This window comes from Pseudonocardia humida, from assembly GCF_023898865.1.
Taxonomy (GTDB): Bacteria; Actinomycetota; Actinomycetes; order Mycobacteriales; family Pseudonocardiaceae; genus Pseudonocardia; species Pseudonocardia humida.
Genome location: NZ_JAGSOV010000069.1, coordinates 12,073 through 28,908 on the forward strand (window position 1 = coordinate 12,073; position 16,836 = coordinate 28,908).

Consider the following 16,836-nt stretch of genomic DNA (forward strand, 5'->3'; position numbering starts at 1 on the left):
CGGGCGCGCGAGCGCCCGCCCGGACGTGAACTTCCACTCACGGCCGTCCCGGCGCCCCACGTGCGACGATGGCGGTGATGCACGCGGGAGAACGAGTTCCGGCCGGGTCCACGGGGTTGGGACCGCACCTCGCCGCGCTGACCGCCCCGGACGCGGAGTTCGCGCTGGTCGAGGCCGTCGTCGACGGCGTGCCCATGCGGCTCTACCGGCGGGGTCCGCACACGCTGCGCGAGATGCTGCTGGCCTCCGCCGACTTCGGCGACCGCCCGTTCACCGTCTACCGCGACGAGCGCCGCAGCTACGCCGAGCACCTGCGGCTGGTGCTCGGCCTGGCCGCCGCCTTCCGCGACGAGTACGGCCTGGTCCCCGGTGACCGGGTCGCCATCGCCATGCGCAACTACCCCGAGTGGAGCCCGGTGTTCTGGGCGACCCAGGTCGCCGGGCTGGTCGCGGTGCCGCTCAACGCCTGGTGGAGCGGCCCGGAGCTGCGCTGGGCGGTCGGCGACAGCGGCGCCCGGCTCGTCGTCGCCGACGGCGAGCGCGCCGCCGGGCTGACCGGGCACCTCGACGTCCCGCTGGTCCGCGTGCGCGGCGAGGGTGCCCCGCCCGGGCGGGAGTGGGACGACCTGGTGGCCGCGCTCGACCCGGCCGCGCCCGTCCCCGACGTCGATGTCGGGCCCGGCGACAGCTCGACGATCCTCTACACCTCCGGCACCACCGGCCGGCCCAAGGGCGCGGTGCACAGCCACCGCAACCACGTCACCAACGCGCTGAACGTGCTGCTGCTGAACCGGGCCGTGGCCCGGGCCGCGGGCACCACCCCCTCCACCGCCCAGCCGGGGACGCTGCTGAGCTACCCGCTGTTCCACATCGCCGGGCTCAACTCCCTCTACGGCGCCGTGCTCGTCGGCGGGAAGGTCGCCACCCAGTACCGCTGGGACGTCGAGGAGGCCCGCGCCCTGGTCCGCGACGAGCAGCTCACCGCAGCGGCCGGGGTGCCGACGACCATGCGCGAGCTGGCCGAGGCGGCCATCGCCGACCCCGCCGCGATGCCCTCGCTCACCCGCATCGGGATGGGCGGCGCGCCGATCCCGGCCGAGCTGGTCGGGCGCATCGGCGCCGCGCTGGGGCCGCGCACGTTCGCCGCCAACGGCTACGGCTCCACCGAGACCACCTCGGCGATCTGCGCCAACTCCGGGCGTGACTACGTGGCCCACCCCGACAGCGTCGGGCGGCCCGCTCCCGGCGCCGACCTGCGTATCGTCGACCCGGCCACGCTGGGGGACCTGCCCGACGGCGAGATCGGCGAGCTGTGGTTCCGCGGCCCGAACGTGGTGCGCGGCTACTGGCGCAACCCGGCGGCCACCGCGGAGGCCTTCGTCGACGGCTGGTACCGCACGGGCGACCTCGGCTTCGTCCGCGCCGGCTGGGTGCACGTCGTCGACCGGCTCAAGGACGTGGTGATCCGGGGCGGGGAGAACGTCTACTGCGCGCAGGTCGAGGACGCGCTGCACGGCGTGGAATGGGTGGTCGAGGCCGCGGTGTACGGGGTGGCGCACCCGACGCTGGGCGAGGAGGTGGCCGCGGCCGTCCGCACGGCCCCCGGCGCGCCCCGCGACGCCGACGCGCTGCGGGCCGCCGTCATCGAGCGGGTGGCCGGCTTCGCCGCCCCGACCCGCATCGCCTGGTTCGACGGACCGCTGCCGCGCACGGCGACGGGGAAGGTGCTCAAGCGGGAGCTGCGCGACCGGCAGACCTGAGCGGGGGCGGTCTCGCGTCCCCGGCCCGCTACGACACCGCGGCGATGTCCAGGATGCGGACGGTGCCGTCGTTGAGGTTGGTGACGTAGGCGCGCTTGCCGTTCGGCATGACCGCGATGCTCGTCGGACCGTCGCCGGTGTTGATCCGGGCGGTGATCTGGTTGGTCTCGGCGTTGATCACGTCCACCGTGTCGGCCTCGACGTTGGTCGTGTAGAAGAACCGGCCGTCCGGGGCGTAGGCGATGTCCTGCGGCTTCTTGTCGACCGGGATGGTGGCGACCACCTCGTGGGTCGCGGTGTCGATCACCGAGACCTCGCTGCTGTCGTAGTTGACCACGGACACGCGGCTGCCGTCGGGGGAGACCGTGGTGCTGTGCGGGCTCACGCCCACGTCGATCTCCTTGACGATCGCGTCGTTCGACGCGTCGAGCACCGTCACCACGCCGGACTCGTGGTTGGCCGTGTAGATGGAGCGGCCGTCCTTGCCGAAAGCGACCCAGTGCGGGTTGGGCGCCACCGGGATCTCCTTGACCAGGGTGGCGGTCTCCGTGTCGATCACGTCGAGCCGGCCGTCGTCGTGGCTGGGGACGTAGAGCAGCCGGCCGTCGGGCGTCGTCGCGGAGGCGAACGGCCGCTTGCCCACCGGGACGTCGCCGGTGACCGTGTTCGTGCCGGTGTCGACGAACACGACCAGGTTGAGCGTGTAGTCGGAGTTGAACACGCTGATGTAGGCCCGCTCGCCGCGCGGGGAGAACGCCACGAACTGCGGCGGGCCCTGCGGGATCGGGATGGTCGCGGTGACCTTGTTGATCGTGGTGTCGAGCACGGTGACGATGCCGGCGTCGCGGTTGGCGATGTAGGCGAAGCGGCCGTTGGGGGCCATGTGCATGTACCCGGGCGTCGGGCCGACGGGGATCGCGTCGCCGACGGTCGGCACGGCGATGCTCGCGGCGACCGGGACGGGTGGGGCCGACGTCTCGACGGGCGGCTCGGGTTGGGTGGACTGGCTCGCCGACGTGCGGTCGGGGGCGGTCGCGGTAGTGCCGCCGGTCGCGGGGTCGCCGAAGGGGCGGAACCAGATGACCGCCAGCGCCGCCAGCGCCAGCACCAGCACGGCCGCCGCGGCCAGCAGCGAGCTGCTGCGCCGCTTGGGCGCGGGGGAGGGGGCGGGCGGCAGCGGGGGCGGCGTGGCGCCGTTGCGGTGATCGTCGACGGGCGGCGGGGTGCCGCTGTCGGGGTGGCCGTAGCCTGCGACCAGCGCGCCAGGGCGGACGACCTCGGTGCGGTCGTCGTGGCCGTTGGAGCGGGCGACGACCGCGGTCGGGCCCTCGCCGTCGGGCGAGTGGGCGGCGGGAGTGCCCACGGGGGTCGCGGCGAGGGCGCCGGCGGACGAACCGGTCGCCGCGGCGCGGCTCGCGGTCGCGACGGCCGCGCTGCCGGTGTTCGAGCCCGCGCCCAGCACGGCCTCGCGGGCGGCCGCGGCGAGCTCGCCCGCGGTGGCGAAGCGGTCCTCCGGCTGCTTGGCCATGCCGCGGCTGATCACGTCGTCGAGCGCGGGGGGCAGGCCGGGGACCATCTCGCTGGGCCGGGGCGGCTCGTTGAACAGGTGCGCGTACATCAGCGCGGGCAGGTCGCTGCCCTTGAACGGGCGGGTGGCGGTGAGGCACTCGTGCAGCAGGCAGCTCAGCGAGTAGACGTCGGTGCGGCGGTCGATGCCGCTCATCGTGAACCGCTCGGGCGCCATGTAGTCGAGCGTCCCGACGGCCGCGCCGGTCATCGTGAGCGACGTGCCCGCGGTGCCGATCGAGCGGGCGATGCCGAAGTCGACGACGTAGACGAAGTCGTTGCGGGTGAGCAGGATGTTCGACGGCTTGACGTCGCGGTGGACGAGGCCGTCGTCGTGGGCGGCGTCGAGGGCGTCGGCGACCTGGCCGATCAGGGTGACCGCGCGGGCGGCGTCCATCGGCCCGTCCTGCAGGAGCTTGCCCAGGTCGGTGCCGTCGACCAGGCGCATGTCGATGTAGAGCCGGCCGTCGATCTCGCCGAAGTCGTGGATCGGGATGACGTGCGGCTCGCGCAGCCGGGCCGCGACGCGGGACTCGCGGCGGAACCGGTTGGTGTACTCCGGGTCGTTGGCCAGGATCTCCGGGAGCAGCTTGAGGGCGACGTCGCGCTCATGGCGGGAGTCGTGCGCGAGGTAGACCTCGCCCATGCCGCCGGTGCCCAGCAGCACGTCCAACCGGTAGTGCCCGAATTCACGGGGGAGCATCTACGCCCCCCTTCGCTGGGGCTCGGCTGCCGGTCGGCGGCGTGAGCGGTCGTTCACCAGGAGGAAAGCCCTTCACCACGGTACCCGAGCCCGCACGACCCGCGGGGTGCGATTCGCTGGCCCGGGCAGAATAATGCGCGGCGCCCGGTCGGTAAAGCGACGCCCCGATCCATGGTCCGACCGTTATCCGGCGGCCGTCGCGAACCGGTTCGAGCAGCCGGCGCGGCGGTCGGGGTGACGGTGGTGGCGGTGCTGGCCGCGCACCCGGACCCGGCCGGGTCGCGGGCTGGAACACCGCCGCGCTGGTCACGGCGGCGGTCAGCGCGCTCGGCGCGGTCGTCGTGCTGCTCGTGCGCCCGCGCCCGGCGACCCGCGACGCGAGGAGAGCCGCGTCGGCGCCCGTGGTGGGCGCCGCCGCGGCTCTCCTGGACCAGCGGGGTGGATCAGCCCGACTGGGTCGACTGGCGGACGGTGCCCGCGGAGTCGCGGGCCTGCTCCTGCACCTGCCCCGCGGCGTCCCGGCCCTCCTGGGCGACGGTCTGGCCGGCCTCGGTGGCGGTCGACTTCACCGACTCCACGGCCTGCTGCGCGGGTTCGGTCAGGTTGTCCTTGACCTCGTTGGCCACCTGGGCCAGCGGCTGGCCGAGCTCGGACGCCCGCTGCTTCGCCTGCTCGGCCAGCTCCTGCTCGCGCCGGCTCGCCGGCAGCAGCGAGGAGGCCAGCCAGCCGACGCCGAACGCGATCAGCCCCGCCGCCAGCGGGTTGCCCTGGGTCTGCTGGCGGACCGCCTGCGGGGCGGCCTGCACCGCGCTCGCGGCGTTCGAGGCCACGTCGGAGACGGTCCCCGCCGCCGAGGAGGCCGCGTCGGACACCGTGCCGGCCGCCGAGGACGCCGCCCCGGAGACCGAACCGGCCGCGCCGTGGGCGGTGTCGCGGAACCCGCCGCCGGAGCCGCCGAGGTGGGTGCCGCTGTAGGTGGTGGTCGAGTTGCTGCCCATGACCTTGTCCTTGAGCCGGCCGGCGCTGCTGCGGACGCGGTCCACGCGCCGGTTCACGATGGCGCCGGGGCTGACCTTCTCGCCGAGCACGTCGACGTCGCTGCTCAACCGGGCCTGGGTGCGTTCGATCTCGCGCCGGATCTCGTCCGGGTCGCTGGTGTTCGGGGTGGTCATGCCGAGCCTCCTCGGTTGCCCTTGAGGGCGTCGGGGACGTTGCTGAGGGTGTCGACCGTGCGCTCCGGCTTCGGGTGCACCTGCTGCATCTTCTGGCGGCCGACGACGAACAGTGCGCCGGCGATGACCGCCCAGAGCACGGCGACGATCAGCGCGGCCCAACCGGCGTCCATCACGTTGGACAGGCCGGCGTAGAGGGCCATCGACAGGAACATCAGCACGAAGAACCCGGCCACGCCGGCCCCGGCGAGGGCACCGGCCCCCTTCGCGGTCTTCGAGACCTCCTGCTTGACCTCGGCCTGGGCCAGCGCCAGCTCCTGGCGCATGAGGGTGGACAGGTCGCGGGTGACGTTGCCGATCAGGTCGCCGAGCGAGGTGTCGCCGACGTCGGGCCGGTCGTGGGTGACCAGCCGGTCGGTGGCGGCGGCGTCCGGCGCGTAGGCGCCGCCACCGGTGGGTGGGACGGGGGTGGTCATCGGGGACCGTCCGACTCGTGCCGCGGCGGCACGCCGCCGCGCTCCAGGTCGTCGACGTACTCGCCGACCGTGGTGCCCTCGGGCCGCAGCGCGTGCGCCGGACCGCCCGGGCGGGGCGCCGGGGCCGGGGCCACCGGGGGCGTGTAGGGCCGGGGCTCGGCCGACGGCGGGACCCCGCCGCCCGGCGCGTCCAGCGGTCCCTCCGGCGGCAGCGCGCCACCGGGGCGGTCGTAGGGCATGGGGGCGGGCGGCGGCACGCGGTACCCGGGCGCCGGGGCCTGCTGGGGGCCCGGCGGGTAGCCGGGGGGTGCGGGCGCGTAGTGCGGCCCCGGCGCGGTGGGGTGCGGCACCGGCCCGGTCCCGCCCGCCCGCTGCGGGAGCCCCGACGATCCGCTGGTGTCGCGGTTCGCGTCGACGGCGCCGCGGGTCAGCCGCCCGGCCAGGACGCCGGCCAGCGCCGCGCCGGCCAGGAACAGCCCGGGACGGCGGCGGGCGAACGAGCGCACCTCCTGGACGAGGTCGCCGGGCTCGCGGCCGTCCAGCCAGCCGGCCAGGTCGTCCACCCGGCCCGCGGCCTGCGCGGCCAGGTCGGAGGCCGGTCCGTGGTGCTCGCCGCCTGCCATCTCCTTGAGCTCGGCGGCCAGCGAGCGCAGCGCCTCGGTGGCCTTCTGCTGGCCGCCCTTCGCCTGCTCGGTCACCTGGCCGCGGGCCTGGTGGTAGAGGTCCTTCGCCTCGCGCCGGGCCTGCTCGGCGACCTGTCCGGCCTGCTCCTTGGCGGTGCCCGCCACCTGGCGGCCGGCGTCGGCGGCCGCGCCGCCCACCTGCCCCGCCTGGTCGCGGGCCACCTCGGTGGCCGGGGCCCCGCCGCCCGGGGACGCATGTGTCGTGCCCGCGGGCGGCGCAGCCGGCGCGGGTCCGCTCGTGTGCTGGGTCATGGAGCCCGGCTACCCGGCCGGATCGCGCTCAACCGCATTGGTGCCGCACGACCGGGTCACTCGGGACGGTACGGGGCCGCGGCCGCCACCCCGGTCCGTCCTCGCAGACTCTCCGTGCTCCTCGCACGCGCGGTGGCCGCTGCGAGGAGCGCGCTGCCCCTGCGAGGACGCCGGCAATGAACGGTCCGGGCGGTAGCGTGCGGCGCACGACGACCGAGGAGCGCCGCATGCCGACAGTCGAGCTGCTGCTCGACGACGAGCTGGACGGGCGGGTCCGGGCGGTGTGGGAGCTGCTGGCCGGGGCCGGGCTGCCGAGCCTGGCCGAGCACCGCCACCCGACCAACCGCCCGCACCTGACGCTCGCCGCCGCCGACGCGCTGCCCCCCGACGGCTGGCTCGCGACCGCGCTCAGCGGGATCCCGATGGCCCTGCGGTTGGACGGCGCGCTCAGCTTCGGCGGCGCGCGCGGGGCGCTGGTGTGGGCGGTGGTGCCCAGCCGCGCGCTGCTCGACCTGCAGGCGGCGGTGTCGGAGGTGGTCCGGCCGCGGTCGCCGTGGCTGCGCCCGGACCTGTGGACCCCGCACGTCACGCTGATGCTGCGGGCCACCCCGGCGCAGCGCGCCGAGGCGGTGCGGCTGCTGGGCGACCTGCCGGCCGCCGAGGGCGGGCTGGTGGCCGCCCGCAGCTACGACGAGGCCACCCGGACGGTCCGCGAGCTGGCGGTCCGGCGCTGATCCGTGCGGCCGACCGGGGTGTGATCGACCCGGCAACCTGGCGTTTCCCGGCCCGGCGTCGGATAAGGTGTCAGGAATTGCGGCAGGGATCGGCACACCGGAGCGGGGAGCTGGGATGCGGGACGCAGTCATCGTCGACGCGGTACGGACGCCCATCGGCAAGCGCAACGGCTCGCTGTCCGGGGTGCACGCCGCCGACCTCTCGGCCCACGTGCTGACCGCGCTGGTCGAGCGCACCGGCGTCGACCCGGGCATCGTCGACGACGTCGTCTGGGGCTGCGTGACCCAGCTGGGCGACCAGTCCAGCAACATCGGCCGGTTCGCGGTGCTGGCCGCGGGCTGGCCCGAGCACGTCCCCGGCCAGACGGTCAACCGGGCCTGCGGGTCCAGCCAGCAGGCCGTGGACTCCGCCGCGCACGCCGTCATGGCCGGGCAGTACGACGTGGTCGTGGCCGGCGGCGTGGAGACGATGAGCCGGGTGCCGCTGGGTGCCGCCCGCGAGAGCGGCATGCCCTACGGGCCCAAGGTGCTGGAGCGCTACGACGGCTTCGCCTTCAACCAGGGCGTCGGCGCGGAGCTCATCGCCGAGCGCTACGGCTTCTCCCGCCGCCGGCTCGACGAGTTCGCCTCCCGCTCGCACGCGCTGGCCGCGGCGGCGATCGACGAGGGCGCCTTCACCGACCACACGGTCGAGATCGACGTGGAGGGCACCAAGTTCAGCGCCGACGAGGGGCTGCGCCGCGGCACCTCACCGGAGACGCTGGCCAAGCTCAAGCCCTCCTTCAAGCCCGACGGGGTGGTCCACGCGGGCAACGCCTCGCAGATCTCCGACGGCGCCGCCGCGCTGCTCATCACCACCTCGGAGAAGGCCGCCGAGCTCGGCCTGACCCCGATCGCGCGCTACCACTCCGGCGCCGTCAGCGGCGCCGACCCGATCACCATGCTGCTGGGCCCGATCCCGGCCACCCGGAAGCTGCTGCGCCGGACCGGGTTGACGATCGACGACATCGGCGTGTTCGAGGTGAACGAGGCCTTCGCGCCGGTCCCGCTGGCCTGGCAGGCCGAGACCGGCGCCGACCTCGACCGGATCAACCCGCTCGGCGGCGCGATCGCCGTCGGGCACCCGCTGGGGGCCTCCGGCGCGATCCTGATGACCCGCATGATCGCCCGGATGCGCCGCGGCGAGCTGCGCTACGGGTTGCAGACGATGTGCGAGGGCGGCGGCACCGCCAACGCCACCATCCTCGAGCTGATCACGTAGCGGGGCCGCCCGTGCCCGGGACGTAACGGGTCCCGGTCGACCGGCGAGTGCTGGGGACATGCGGGCAACGTCGCAGCAGCCGTCCGCCACCGGTCCGCACCCGGTCCAGCGGGCGCAGTTCGCCGTCGGGGAGTTCGTCGAGCGCCAGTACCGGCGGGTGCTGGGGGCCGTGGCCCGGCTGCGCGGCGGCGGCCGGAGCGGTGGGCAGGCGCCGCTGCCGCTGGCGCCGGGCACCCTGCTCGTGCAGAAGGACGCCGGGCAGAGCTGGGTCGTGGTCTGGATCGGGGCCGTCGTCCAGAGCCTGGACGTCGAGGACGTGCCCGTGCAGATCGTCGTGCGCCGGCCCGGGGGCGAGCGCAGCGTGCGCGTCGTGCTGCGCCGGTACTGCATCGACGGTGAGCGCTCCGAGAGCGGGCTGCCCGCCGACCTGCGCTTCCTGCACGGCCAGGTGATGGTGCCCGACCTGGACCCGGCCACCGGGTACGAGGTGGCGCTGGTCGCCGGGCCGCTGCACCCGGCCGAGCCGATCCGGGCGCGCACGCTGCCGCGCGAGCTGGAGCCGGGCCGGCCGCTGCGGCTGTTCGCCGCGTCCTGCTACGACGCCGACACCGACGCCCGCGACGCCCTGGACGCCGCCTTCGGGTCCGTCTTCGCCGACGAGGCCCCCGACCTGACGCTGCTGCTGGGCGACCAGGTCTACGCCGACGCCCCCGCCTGGCGGTACGCGCTCATGTCGCGGCACACGCCGCGCACGGGCCTGCTGCTGAAGTACTGGCGCACCTGGGGCATGCAGCCCGACCCGGACGGCCACGCCCGCCGCGGGCTGCGCGGCGTGCTCGGCTCCGGACCGACCTACTTCCTGCCCGACGACCACGAGTTCTGGAACAACTGGCCCAACCGCACCGTCACCGCGAAGCACTCCTACGGCAACATCTGGTCGGCGCTGGTCAACGGCCACCGGCGCAGGCGCGCCGTCGTCCCGGACACCATCGGGCCCGCGGTGAAGGAGCCCTTCGACCCGCGGGTCCCCCCGTCGGACCCGCTGCAGCAGAGCTACCTGCCGGTGCACCCGGGCGAGTGGGACGCCTGGGGGCTGGCGTCGTTCGAGCTGTTCGGGTCGTTCCAGGCGTCCGGGATGCGGGCGCTGTCCCGCGGGGAGCGCGACGACCAGCTGCCGGCCGGGCCGCCCGAACCCGGCACCGAGAACCGGATCCACCGGCCCCGCCACCCGGTGCTGCAGCTGATCGACATCGACCCGCTGACCATCGCGCTGCTCGACACCCGGACCCGGCGCACCCGCCGGGTCCGCCACCCGTACCACTCGGCGTTCGTCGACCCGGAGTTCCTCGACCGGATGCTCGACGCCGCCGAGCGGGCCCCGGTGTTCGTGCTGGCCTTGTCCCAGCCGGTGCTGCAGCCGGCCGCCTGGCTGGGCAACCACGGGCGCCGGGAGCGGTTCAGCCTGCTCGGCGACACCGGCATGCAGGACTACTGGCACCAGTACCAGCGGTTCTGGACCGAGCTGGTGCGCCGCAGGGCCGGGCGGCCGACGGTGACCCTGGGCGGCGACATCCACCAGAGCTACGTGGCGGTCACCGAGTCGACGCGGCTCAACCTGGTGGAGGTGGTGGCCTCGCCGATGTCGCTGGTCAGCGGCGGGGGCTGGCTGCCGGTGCTGTCCAGGGCGGCGGCCGTGCCGACCGGGCGGGACGAGCCGTCCTACCGCCCGGGCACCGAGGTCGTGCGGCTGCGCGACCTCGTCGCCGGACCCCGCGACCCCGGCGTCGAGCTCGACGGCGCGGCGTGGTCGCTGGGCTGCCTGCCGAAGAACCGGCCGGGTTTCGCCGGGCTGGCCGTGGAGCGGATCGGCGCCGACGCCGTCCGGCTCGACGTGCGGATCTTCGACCGGGACGCCGTGGCCGCGACGGCCGAGTCCGGCACGGCCCCGACCGCGACCGTGCGGCAGAGCTTCCGGCTGGACTTCGGCGAGCGCCCCGGCGTGCACCCGCTGACCACGGCCGGACCGGCGCTGCCGGCGGCCGCTCCCGACCGGCTGCCCACGCCGTGACGCCGGGGTCACCGGATCAGCTGCACCCCGGCGGCGACCAGGTCGCGCACGACCGGTGAGCCCGCGGCGGCGTCGGTGACCACCGCGGTCACCTCGTCCAGCCCGAGCACCGCGAACCGCGAGGCCGCCCCGATCTTCTCGGCGCTGGCCAGCACGTAGGTGTCGGCGGCCCGCCGCGACAGCGCGCGCTTCATCGCGGCCTCGTCGGCGTCGCCGGTGGTCAGGCCGGTCTCGGGGTGCACGCCGGTGACGCCGAGCAGGAACACGTCGGCGGTGACGGCCTGCGCCGCCTCCACCGCGGCCGCCCCGCAGGTCACCAGCGAGTGCTTGAACAGCCGCCCGCCCAGCAGGAAGACCTCGACGTCGCGGTGGTCGACCAGGGCGGCGGCCACGGTCGGGCTGTGGGTGACCACGGTGGCGTCGAGGTCGAGCGGTAGCGCGCGCACCACGGCGAGCGCGGTCGTGCCGCCGTCGATGATGGCGGTGCCGCCCGGCTCCACCAGCCGCGCGGCCGCGGCGGCGACGCGCTCCTTGCTGGCCGGCTCCACCCGCCTGCGCCCGGCGTAGTCGGCGATGGCGGGGGAGACGGGCAGGGCGCCGCCGTAGACGCGTTGGCAGAGCCCGGCCGCGGCCAGCTCGCGCAGGTCGCGGCGGACGCTGTCCTCGGAGACCCCCAGTTCGGCGGCGAGGTCCTTGGCCACCACGCGCCCGTCCCGGCGGAGGCGGTCCAGCAGCAGGTCACGGCGCTGTGCGGCCAACATGCACGTTTCTCCTTGTTTTTTCCGACTCTTGCACGTTACCGTGCAGAACGTGCAGACGACATCCCTGATGATCCTCATCGCCGGCCCCTACCGCTCCGGCACCGGCGACGACCCCGCCAAGATGGCGGCCAACCTGGCCCGGCTGGAGGAGGCGGCCTGGCCGCTGTTCGCCGCCGGGCACGTGCCGATGATCGGCGAATGGGTGGCCCTGCCCGTGCTGAGCAGCGCGGGCGCCGCCGGTCCGCTCGACCCGCTCGCCGAACAGGTCATGTACCCGACGGCCCAGCGGCTGCTGCAGCGCTGCGACGGCGTCCTGCGGCTGCCGGGTGAGTCGACCGGAGCCGACCAGGACGTGGCCATCGCGCGCGAGCGCGGCATCCCGGTCTGGTTCCGCATCGGGGACGTCCCCGGCTGCGGAGCGTAGACGGACCATCATCGTCCGGTTACCCTGCGCCGCCATGAAGGTGAGCTGGCTGTGCCGGCTGGGATGGCACCGATGGGTCAAACGGGTCAACGACAGCGGGGAGCCGTACATCACGTGCGGGCGCTGCGGCAAGGACGGCGACATGCCGCAGCGGCCGCTGATGGCCCCCTGAGGACGTCGGCCGGGCGGCTCCGCCGCCGGGGCGGGCTCAGCCGGTCGGCAGCAGCGGGAACGAGGTCGGCGGCGGCGGGGTCAGCGGCAGCACGAAGCTGGGCAGGATGGCCGCCTGCGGGTCGTTGACCGCGAGCGTCACCGCCCCGGGGGTCTGTCGCACCTCCAGGTGCGTCGGCCGGATCGAGCGGTCGCGGATGAGGGCGTAGCGGGCGTCGGCGCTCATCAGCGACAGCACCGGACCCGCGGCGCGCAGCCCGGCGACGTCCGCGGGCGTGGTGCCGTCCACGCTGAGGACGTAGGTCGCCCGGACGGGCAGCGGGTGCGCGCGCTCCGGCCCGACCGGCATCGCCACCGCGACGCGGCCGCCGTCGGCGAGTTCGAGCAGCAGCAGGGCGTCGGGGTCCTGCGGGTCGTCGGCCTTCTCGACGTAGTCGCCGGTGACGCCGATGTCGAACAGGCCCTCGCCGGCCCGGGCGGCCGGGGTCGCGGCCTGCCAGCCGTCGGCCGAGCTGAGCACGGTCACCGCCGTGACCTCCGCGTCCCGGTCGGGTGGGACGTAGAGCCCCGACAGCGGCAGCACGGCGCCCGACCGGAACTCGGAGGCGAGCGGTGTGGAGTGCGAGACGACGGCCCGCTCGGCGGGGCCGCCGTCGGCGGCGGGCAGCCGCACCTCGACGATCCGCGACACCGACCGGAGCCCGGCGACCGTGGTGTCGACGAACACGACGGTCCGCCCGGCGGGCGCGGTGCCCGCCCACAGCACGCAGGAGCGCTCCAGGACCGGGGCGGAGCCGGCCAGGTCGCCGTCGGTGTCGATGTCCGGGTCGGTGACCGCGGCCCACGCCGCGCCGACCGCGTCGGCGTCGCCGAGCAGGTCGCCGCCGGGGTTGTGCAGCAGGAAGTCGCAGTCCGGCGGGCGCTGGTTCGACGCCCGCCAGGCGTCCGCGCCGAAGATCGCGGCGCCGCCGATGACGACGACGCCCAGCAGCCCGACGACGAGGTAGGCGATCCCGCGCAGCACGGCTGACACGGCCGCCATCCTGGACCCTGCCCCGTCCGGGCGAGCCAGTGGTCCTGGGGAGATCGACAGCGGGTTGTCCGATCCCGTCAGGCGGGCCCCGGGCGGGAGGCCGCCGCCGCGCTCACCGCGCCGAGCCGATCGCGCGCGTGCACAGCGCGGCGAACCAGCCGAGCCCGGCGGCCAGCGACAGCCGCTGGAACAGCCCTCCCCACCGGACGAGCCGGGGCCGCTGGGCGAACCCGCCGCCGGCCGCCACGAACGCCGCGAAGTGGGCCGCCGCGGCCGCGCCCGACGCCGCTGCCCACCCCCGCTCGCCGGGGCGCAGCGCCGAGACCGCCGTGGTGGCGGCGGCGGCCGGCAGGCACAGGAACACCGGGGTGGAGGCCACGTCGTGCAGCCTCCCCGCGGTGGTCGCGGGATCCGGGGCCGGCGGGCTGCCCGGTGGGTAGCCGCTGATCGGGTCGGTGCGGAAGGCCCCGGCGCCGGCCAGGCCCGCGCCCACCGCCGCGAGCAGGGCGGGCACCGTGCGCGGCAGCGTCCGGGTGCGGGCCAGCCCGCTCGCCCCCGCGAGCACCAGGGCCCCGGACGCGGCGAAGTTCGCGACCTGGCGCCACCCGCGCGGCCCGATGGCCAGCGAGCTGATCGGGTGGCGCAACGGGTCGTAGCCGGGGCGGGTGGCGCCCTCGACGGTGGCCACCCCGAGGAACAGCGGACCGGCCGCGGCGCCGCACCGCAGCAGCGCGCGGGTCGTGGCCGACGTGCGGGTGCTCATCCCGCCATCCTGGCCCTCCCGCTACGGGCCGCCCAGCCCCGCCACGCGGTCGGCCACCGCCAGCATCTGCCGACCGACCGGCTGCAACCCGATCCGGGTGGCCAGCAGCCCGGTCGACACGCGCTCGACGACGCCCCACTCCCAGAGCGCGGTCGCGTCGCGGCCGGTGCGCGCGGCCAGCACCCGGGCCCGGGCGAACGGATCGCCCTCGAGCATGTCCGCGGGGTCCTCGCGCATCAGCACGCCGAGGTCGTACTCCGGCTCGGCGAGCAGGCCCTCCGGGTCGGCGAGGGCCCAGCCGATCCCGCCGGGCCGGGGGTCGACCAGCACGTTCCACTCGTGCGGATCGCCGTGCACGAGCACCGCGCGCTCGTCGTCGTGCCCGGCGGCGCGGCGATCGGCGCAGGCCAGCGCGTGCTCGACGGCCCGTTCCGAGCAGGGCCGGTCGAGCTCGGCCCACCACCGGGCGACGGCGGCGGCGAGCTCGCGGGCCTTCTGAGCGCCGTCCGGGAAGCCGTGGTCCGCGTCGATGTCGGCCGCCGGCCGCCAGAACCGCAGCAGCAACGAGCACAGGATCTCGTGCCGCTGCGCCATCGGCAGGCCGACGTCGTGCAGGGACGGCCCGAGCCGGTCGAGCAGCAGGGCACCGCGGTCGACGTCGTGGCGCAGCAGCCGCACGCACCCGCGCCCCGCGACCAGCCGCAGCACGGCGATCTCGTGCCGGGCCGGGGCCAGGCCGTCGCCGCCCATCCGATCGGCCCGGGGGACCTGCAGCTTGAGCACCGCGGGCCGGCCGTCGGCGGTGTCGGCCGCGACGACGAGCGACTCGGTGGCGTCGGGGAAGGCGCGCCCGATCGTCAGGCCCCACTCCCGGGCGATCTCGGCGACCAACCGGGGGAGGTCGGCCAGCCAGCCGTCGGCCCCGGCCGCGCGCGCCTTCTCCCGCACCGGCCCGGGCACGTCGATCACCGGGGGATGACAGCAGACCCGGCGGGCGGCGGCGACCGACTTTCGGCCCGCCACCGGACGGCCGAACACCACGGCGTCGCGCACGGCCGGGGGCGCACCGGCGGCGAGCTCCGCGTCGGGGCGAGCCCCCGGTGGGCGCGAAGCGCCCACCCCTTCCCACCCCCTGCTGGAGCTGAGGCCCTCGCCGGAGGTGCCGCCGGAGGCGCCCTGAACAGGTGGCTGTCCTGGACGACGCGCCCAGCTCCGGACCGGGAAGGAGCGCCTGCGCGGCGAGCGACCTCTGACGGGCTGGACCCAGCGGGGGCCGGGGAACGAAACCCACCCTCGTCCGAGGTTCGGCGACTCCCGAGCGAGCGAACTGCTAGGCGGGCACCTTCGCGGCCCGTCGCTGCAGGACCAGCAGCGCCGCCAGTGCCACCGCGGCCAGCACCGCCACCGCGGCGACGAACACCAGGGCCGCGGGGACCAGCCCCCACGCCTGCGCCGCCGCTCCCACCCCGACGACCGGCAGGGAGATGGCGACGTAGAGCACCACGAAGAAGCTGGACGTCACGGCGGCCCGCATCGCGGGGTCGACGCGGGCGTGCACCGCGGCCATGCCCTTGCTGAAGCTCATGCCCTGGCCGATGCCGGCCACCACCGCGCCGGTCACCAGGACGGCGAGGGAACCGGCCAGCAGGGCCGTGCCGATGACGAGCACCCCGACGACCAGCAGTGCGCACCCGGCGTCCAGGGCGCGGTCGGTGGGGAGGCCGCGCAGCCCGAGCTGCGCGGCGGTGGAGGCGGCGAAGAGCGCGAACACGACGAGGCCGGCGACGGCGTGGTCGTCGACGCCGGTGATCTCGGCGACGATCCGCGGCGCGATGGCGGTGAACAGCCCGAGCACCGCGAAGCCGGCGAAGCCCGCGGTCACCGCGCCGGCGAACACGGCCCGCACCGGCGGTGGGACGGCCAGCGCGGCGGGGCGCAGCCGGGGGTGCTCGGCGACGTGGACCGTCTCCGGGGCCAGCAGCACCAGCACCGCGCAGCCGACGACGGCGACCGCGTGCACCGCGAACGACAGGTGCAGCGGGGCGGGCAGGTACTGCACGGCCAGGCCGGCCAGCAGCGGGCCGAGGCCGAGCCCGCCCATGTTGGCCGCGGTGGCCACGGCGGGCGCGCGCGAGCGCAGCCGCTCCGGCGCCGCCTCGATGACCGCGGCGGTGGCGGCCCCGGCGAAGATCCCGGCCGACACCCCGGACAGCAGCCTGCCCACCAGCAGCACCGGCACCGAGTCCGCGACGAGGAACACCAGGCTGCTCAGCAGGGCGGCGGCCAGCCCGCCCAGCAGCAGCGGGCGCCGCCCGAGCTGGTCGGACCAGCGGCCGAACAGCAGCAGCGCGGCCAGCACGCCCACCGCGTACACCGCGAAGACGACCGTCTGCACCACCGCCGAGAACCCGAGCTCCCGCTGGTAGAGCGAGTACATCGGGGTGGGGACGGTGGTGCCGGTCATCACGACGGCGAAGGCGAGGACCAGGCCGGCGAACGCGGTCGGGGGTCGGAGGCGGGCGAGTGGCACCCGCAGATCGTCCGTCCGCGGCGCGCGCGGCCGCCACCGCGCGGCACGACATCACAGCGGAGCCGGTCCGCGGGAGGATGGGGCGAGGAGGACCGACCATGAGCGATGCCACCACCCCCGCCCTCGACCACACCATCGTCTGGGCCACCGACCGCGCCCGTTCCGCGGAGTTCCTCGCCCACGTGCTGGGCGTGCGGGTCGGGGCGCCGACCGAGCCGTTCCTGCCGGTGCGGCTGGGCAACGGCGTCACCCTGGACTTCGCCGAGGGCCGCGACGCGCCGGACACGCAGCACTACGCGTTCCGGGTCAGCGAGGAGCAGTTCGACGCGGCCCTCGCCCGGGTCACCGCGGCCGGCCTCACCTACTGGGCCGACCCGTTCCGCCGCGAGCCCGGGCGGACCAACCGCATGAACGGCGGTCGCGGGTTCTACGTCGCCGACCCCGACGGCCACATGATGGAGCTGCTCACCGTCACGTGA

16 protein-coding genes are annotated in these 16,836 nt (G+C 75.8%); 7 read left to right on the top strand and 9 right to left on the bottom strand.

The window, feature by feature from the left end; translation table 11 throughout:
- The first annotated feature begins 116 nt into the window (after nucleotides 1-116).
- Nucleotides 117-1,760 (top strand): class I adenylate-forming enzyme family protein, encoded by a 1,644-nt coding sequence (locus KDL28_RS31735; RefSeq protein WP_252444451.1) that lies wholly within the window; start codon nucleotides 117-119, stop codon nucleotides 1,758-1,760.
- A gap of 28 nt (nucleotides 1,761-1,788) precedes the next feature.
- On the opposite strand, the gene KDL28_RS31740 is transcribed toward KDL28_RS31735, so the two are convergent.
- The 4 genes from KDL28_RS31740 to KDL28_RS31755 all read right to left on the bottom strand — a co-directional run bounded on the left by KDL28_RS31740 (nucleotide 1,789) and on the right by KDL28_RS31755 (nucleotide 6,612).
- Nucleotides 1,789-4,029: a protein kinase domain-containing protein gene (locus KDL28_RS31740; protein ID WP_252444452.1), complete on the bottom strand. Its 2,241-nt coding sequence runs from the start codon at nucleotides 4,027-4,029 to the stop codon at nucleotides 1,789-1,791.
- A 443-nt stretch (nucleotides 4,030-4,472) separates the two neighbouring features.
- On the bottom strand, nucleotides 4,473-5,201 hold the full coding sequence (locus KDL28_RS41185; RefSeq protein ID WP_305882271.1) for a DUF3618 domain-containing protein: 729 nt from the start codon (nucleotides 5,199-5,201) through the stop codon (nucleotides 4,473-4,475).
- Nucleotides 5,198-5,677 (bottom strand): phage holin family protein, encoded by a 480-nt coding sequence (locus KDL28_RS31750; protein WP_252444454.1) that lies wholly within the window; start codon nucleotides 5,675-5,677, stop codon nucleotides 5,198-5,200. Before KDL28_RS31750 ends, KDL28_RS41185 begins: the two co-directional genes overlap by 4 nt.
- On the bottom strand, nucleotides 5,674-6,612 hold the full coding sequence (locus KDL28_RS31755) for a hypothetical protein (RefSeq protein ID WP_252444456.1): 939 nt from the start codon (nucleotides 6,610-6,612) through the stop codon (nucleotides 5,674-5,676). Before KDL28_RS31755 ends, KDL28_RS31750 begins: the two co-directional genes overlap by 4 nt.
- A gap of 227 nt (nucleotides 6,613-6,839) precedes the next feature.
- Here KDL28_RS31755 and KDL28_RS31760 point away from each other — a divergent pair, with 227 nt between their 5' ends.
- From KDL28_RS31760 to KDL28_RS31770, 3 genes are all read left to right on the top strand, one after another.
- Entirely contained in the window at nucleotides 6,840-7,346 is a 507-nt protein-coding gene (locus tag KDL28_RS31760; protein ID WP_252444458.1) for a 2'-5' RNA ligase family protein, read from the top strand.
- A 115-nt stretch (nucleotides 7,347-7,461) separates the two neighbouring features.
- Nucleotides 7,462-8,607 (top strand): thiolase family protein, encoded by a 1,146-nt coding sequence (locus KDL28_RS31765; RefSeq protein WP_252444460.1) that lies wholly within the window; start codon nucleotides 7,462-7,464, stop codon nucleotides 8,605-8,607.
- Nucleotides 8,608-8,665: 58 nt separating this feature from the next.
- Entirely contained in the window at nucleotides 8,666-10,675 is a 2,010-nt protein-coding gene (locus KDL28_RS31770) for a metallophosphoesterase family protein (RefSeq protein ID WP_252444462.1), read from the top strand.
- An 8-nt stretch (nucleotides 10,676-10,683) separates the two neighbouring features.
- On the opposite strand, the gene KDL28_RS31775 is transcribed toward KDL28_RS31770, so the two are convergent.
- Nucleotides 10,684-11,436: a DeoR/GlpR family DNA-binding transcription regulator gene (locus tag KDL28_RS31775; protein ID WP_252444464.1), complete on the bottom strand. Its 753-nt coding sequence runs from the start codon at nucleotides 11,434-11,436 to the stop codon at nucleotides 10,684-10,686.
- A gap of 49 nt (nucleotides 11,437-11,485) precedes the next feature.
- On the opposite strand from KDL28_RS31775, the gene KDL28_RS31780 reads away from it, so the two are divergent.
- Both KDL28_RS31780 and KDL28_RS31785 read left to right on the top strand, forming a co-directional pair.
- Entirely contained in the window at nucleotides 11,486-11,860 is a 375-nt protein-coding gene (locus KDL28_RS31780) for a DUF4406 domain-containing protein (protein ID WP_252444466.1), read from the top strand.
- Nucleotides 11,861-11,894: 34 nt separating this feature from the next.
- Nucleotides 11,895-12,032 carry a hypothetical protein gene (locus tag KDL28_RS31785; RefSeq protein WP_252444468.1) on the top strand — a complete coding sequence of 46 codons (138 nt, stop codon included), beginning with the start codon at nucleotides 11,895-11,897 and terminating at the stop codon, nucleotides 12,030-12,032.
- Nucleotides 12,033-12,068: 36 nt separating this feature from the next.
- Here KDL28_RS31785 and KDL28_RS31790 read toward each other — a convergent pair whose 3' ends face one another.
- The 4 genes from KDL28_RS31790 to KDL28_RS31805 all read right to left on the bottom strand — a co-directional run bounded on the left by KDL28_RS31790 (nucleotide 12,069) and on the right by KDL28_RS31805 (nucleotide 16,357).
- Nucleotides 12,069-13,073: a hypothetical protein gene (locus KDL28_RS31790; protein ID WP_252444470.1), complete on the bottom strand. Its 1,005-nt coding sequence runs from the start codon at nucleotides 13,071-13,073 to the stop codon at nucleotides 12,069-12,071.
- A gap of 103 nt (nucleotides 13,074-13,176) precedes the next feature.
- Entirely contained in the window at nucleotides 13,177-13,827 is a 651-nt protein-coding gene (locus KDL28_RS31795; RefSeq protein WP_252444472.1) for a DUF998 domain-containing protein, read from the bottom strand.
- Between the two features lie 21 nt (nucleotides 13,828-13,848).
- Complete coding sequence (locus tag KDL28_RS31800; RefSeq protein WP_252444474.1) at nucleotides 13,849-14,946, bottom strand: aminoglycoside phosphotransferase family protein; 1,098 nt, start codon at nucleotides 14,944-14,946, stop codon at nucleotides 13,849-13,851.
- Between the two features lie 211 nt (nucleotides 14,947-15,157).
- A complete protein-coding gene (locus KDL28_RS31805) occupies nucleotides 15,158-16,357 on the bottom strand; it encodes an MFS transporter (protein ID WP_252444476.1) in 1,200 nt (399 codons plus the stop codon).
- Between the two features lie 98 nt (nucleotides 16,358-16,455).
- Here KDL28_RS31805 and KDL28_RS31810 point away from each other — a divergent pair, with 98 nt between their 5' ends.
- Nucleotides 16,456-16,836, top strand: a complete 381-nt coding sequence (locus KDL28_RS31810) for a VOC family protein (protein ID WP_252444478.1) — start codon at nucleotides 16,456-16,458, stop codon at nucleotides 16,834-16,836.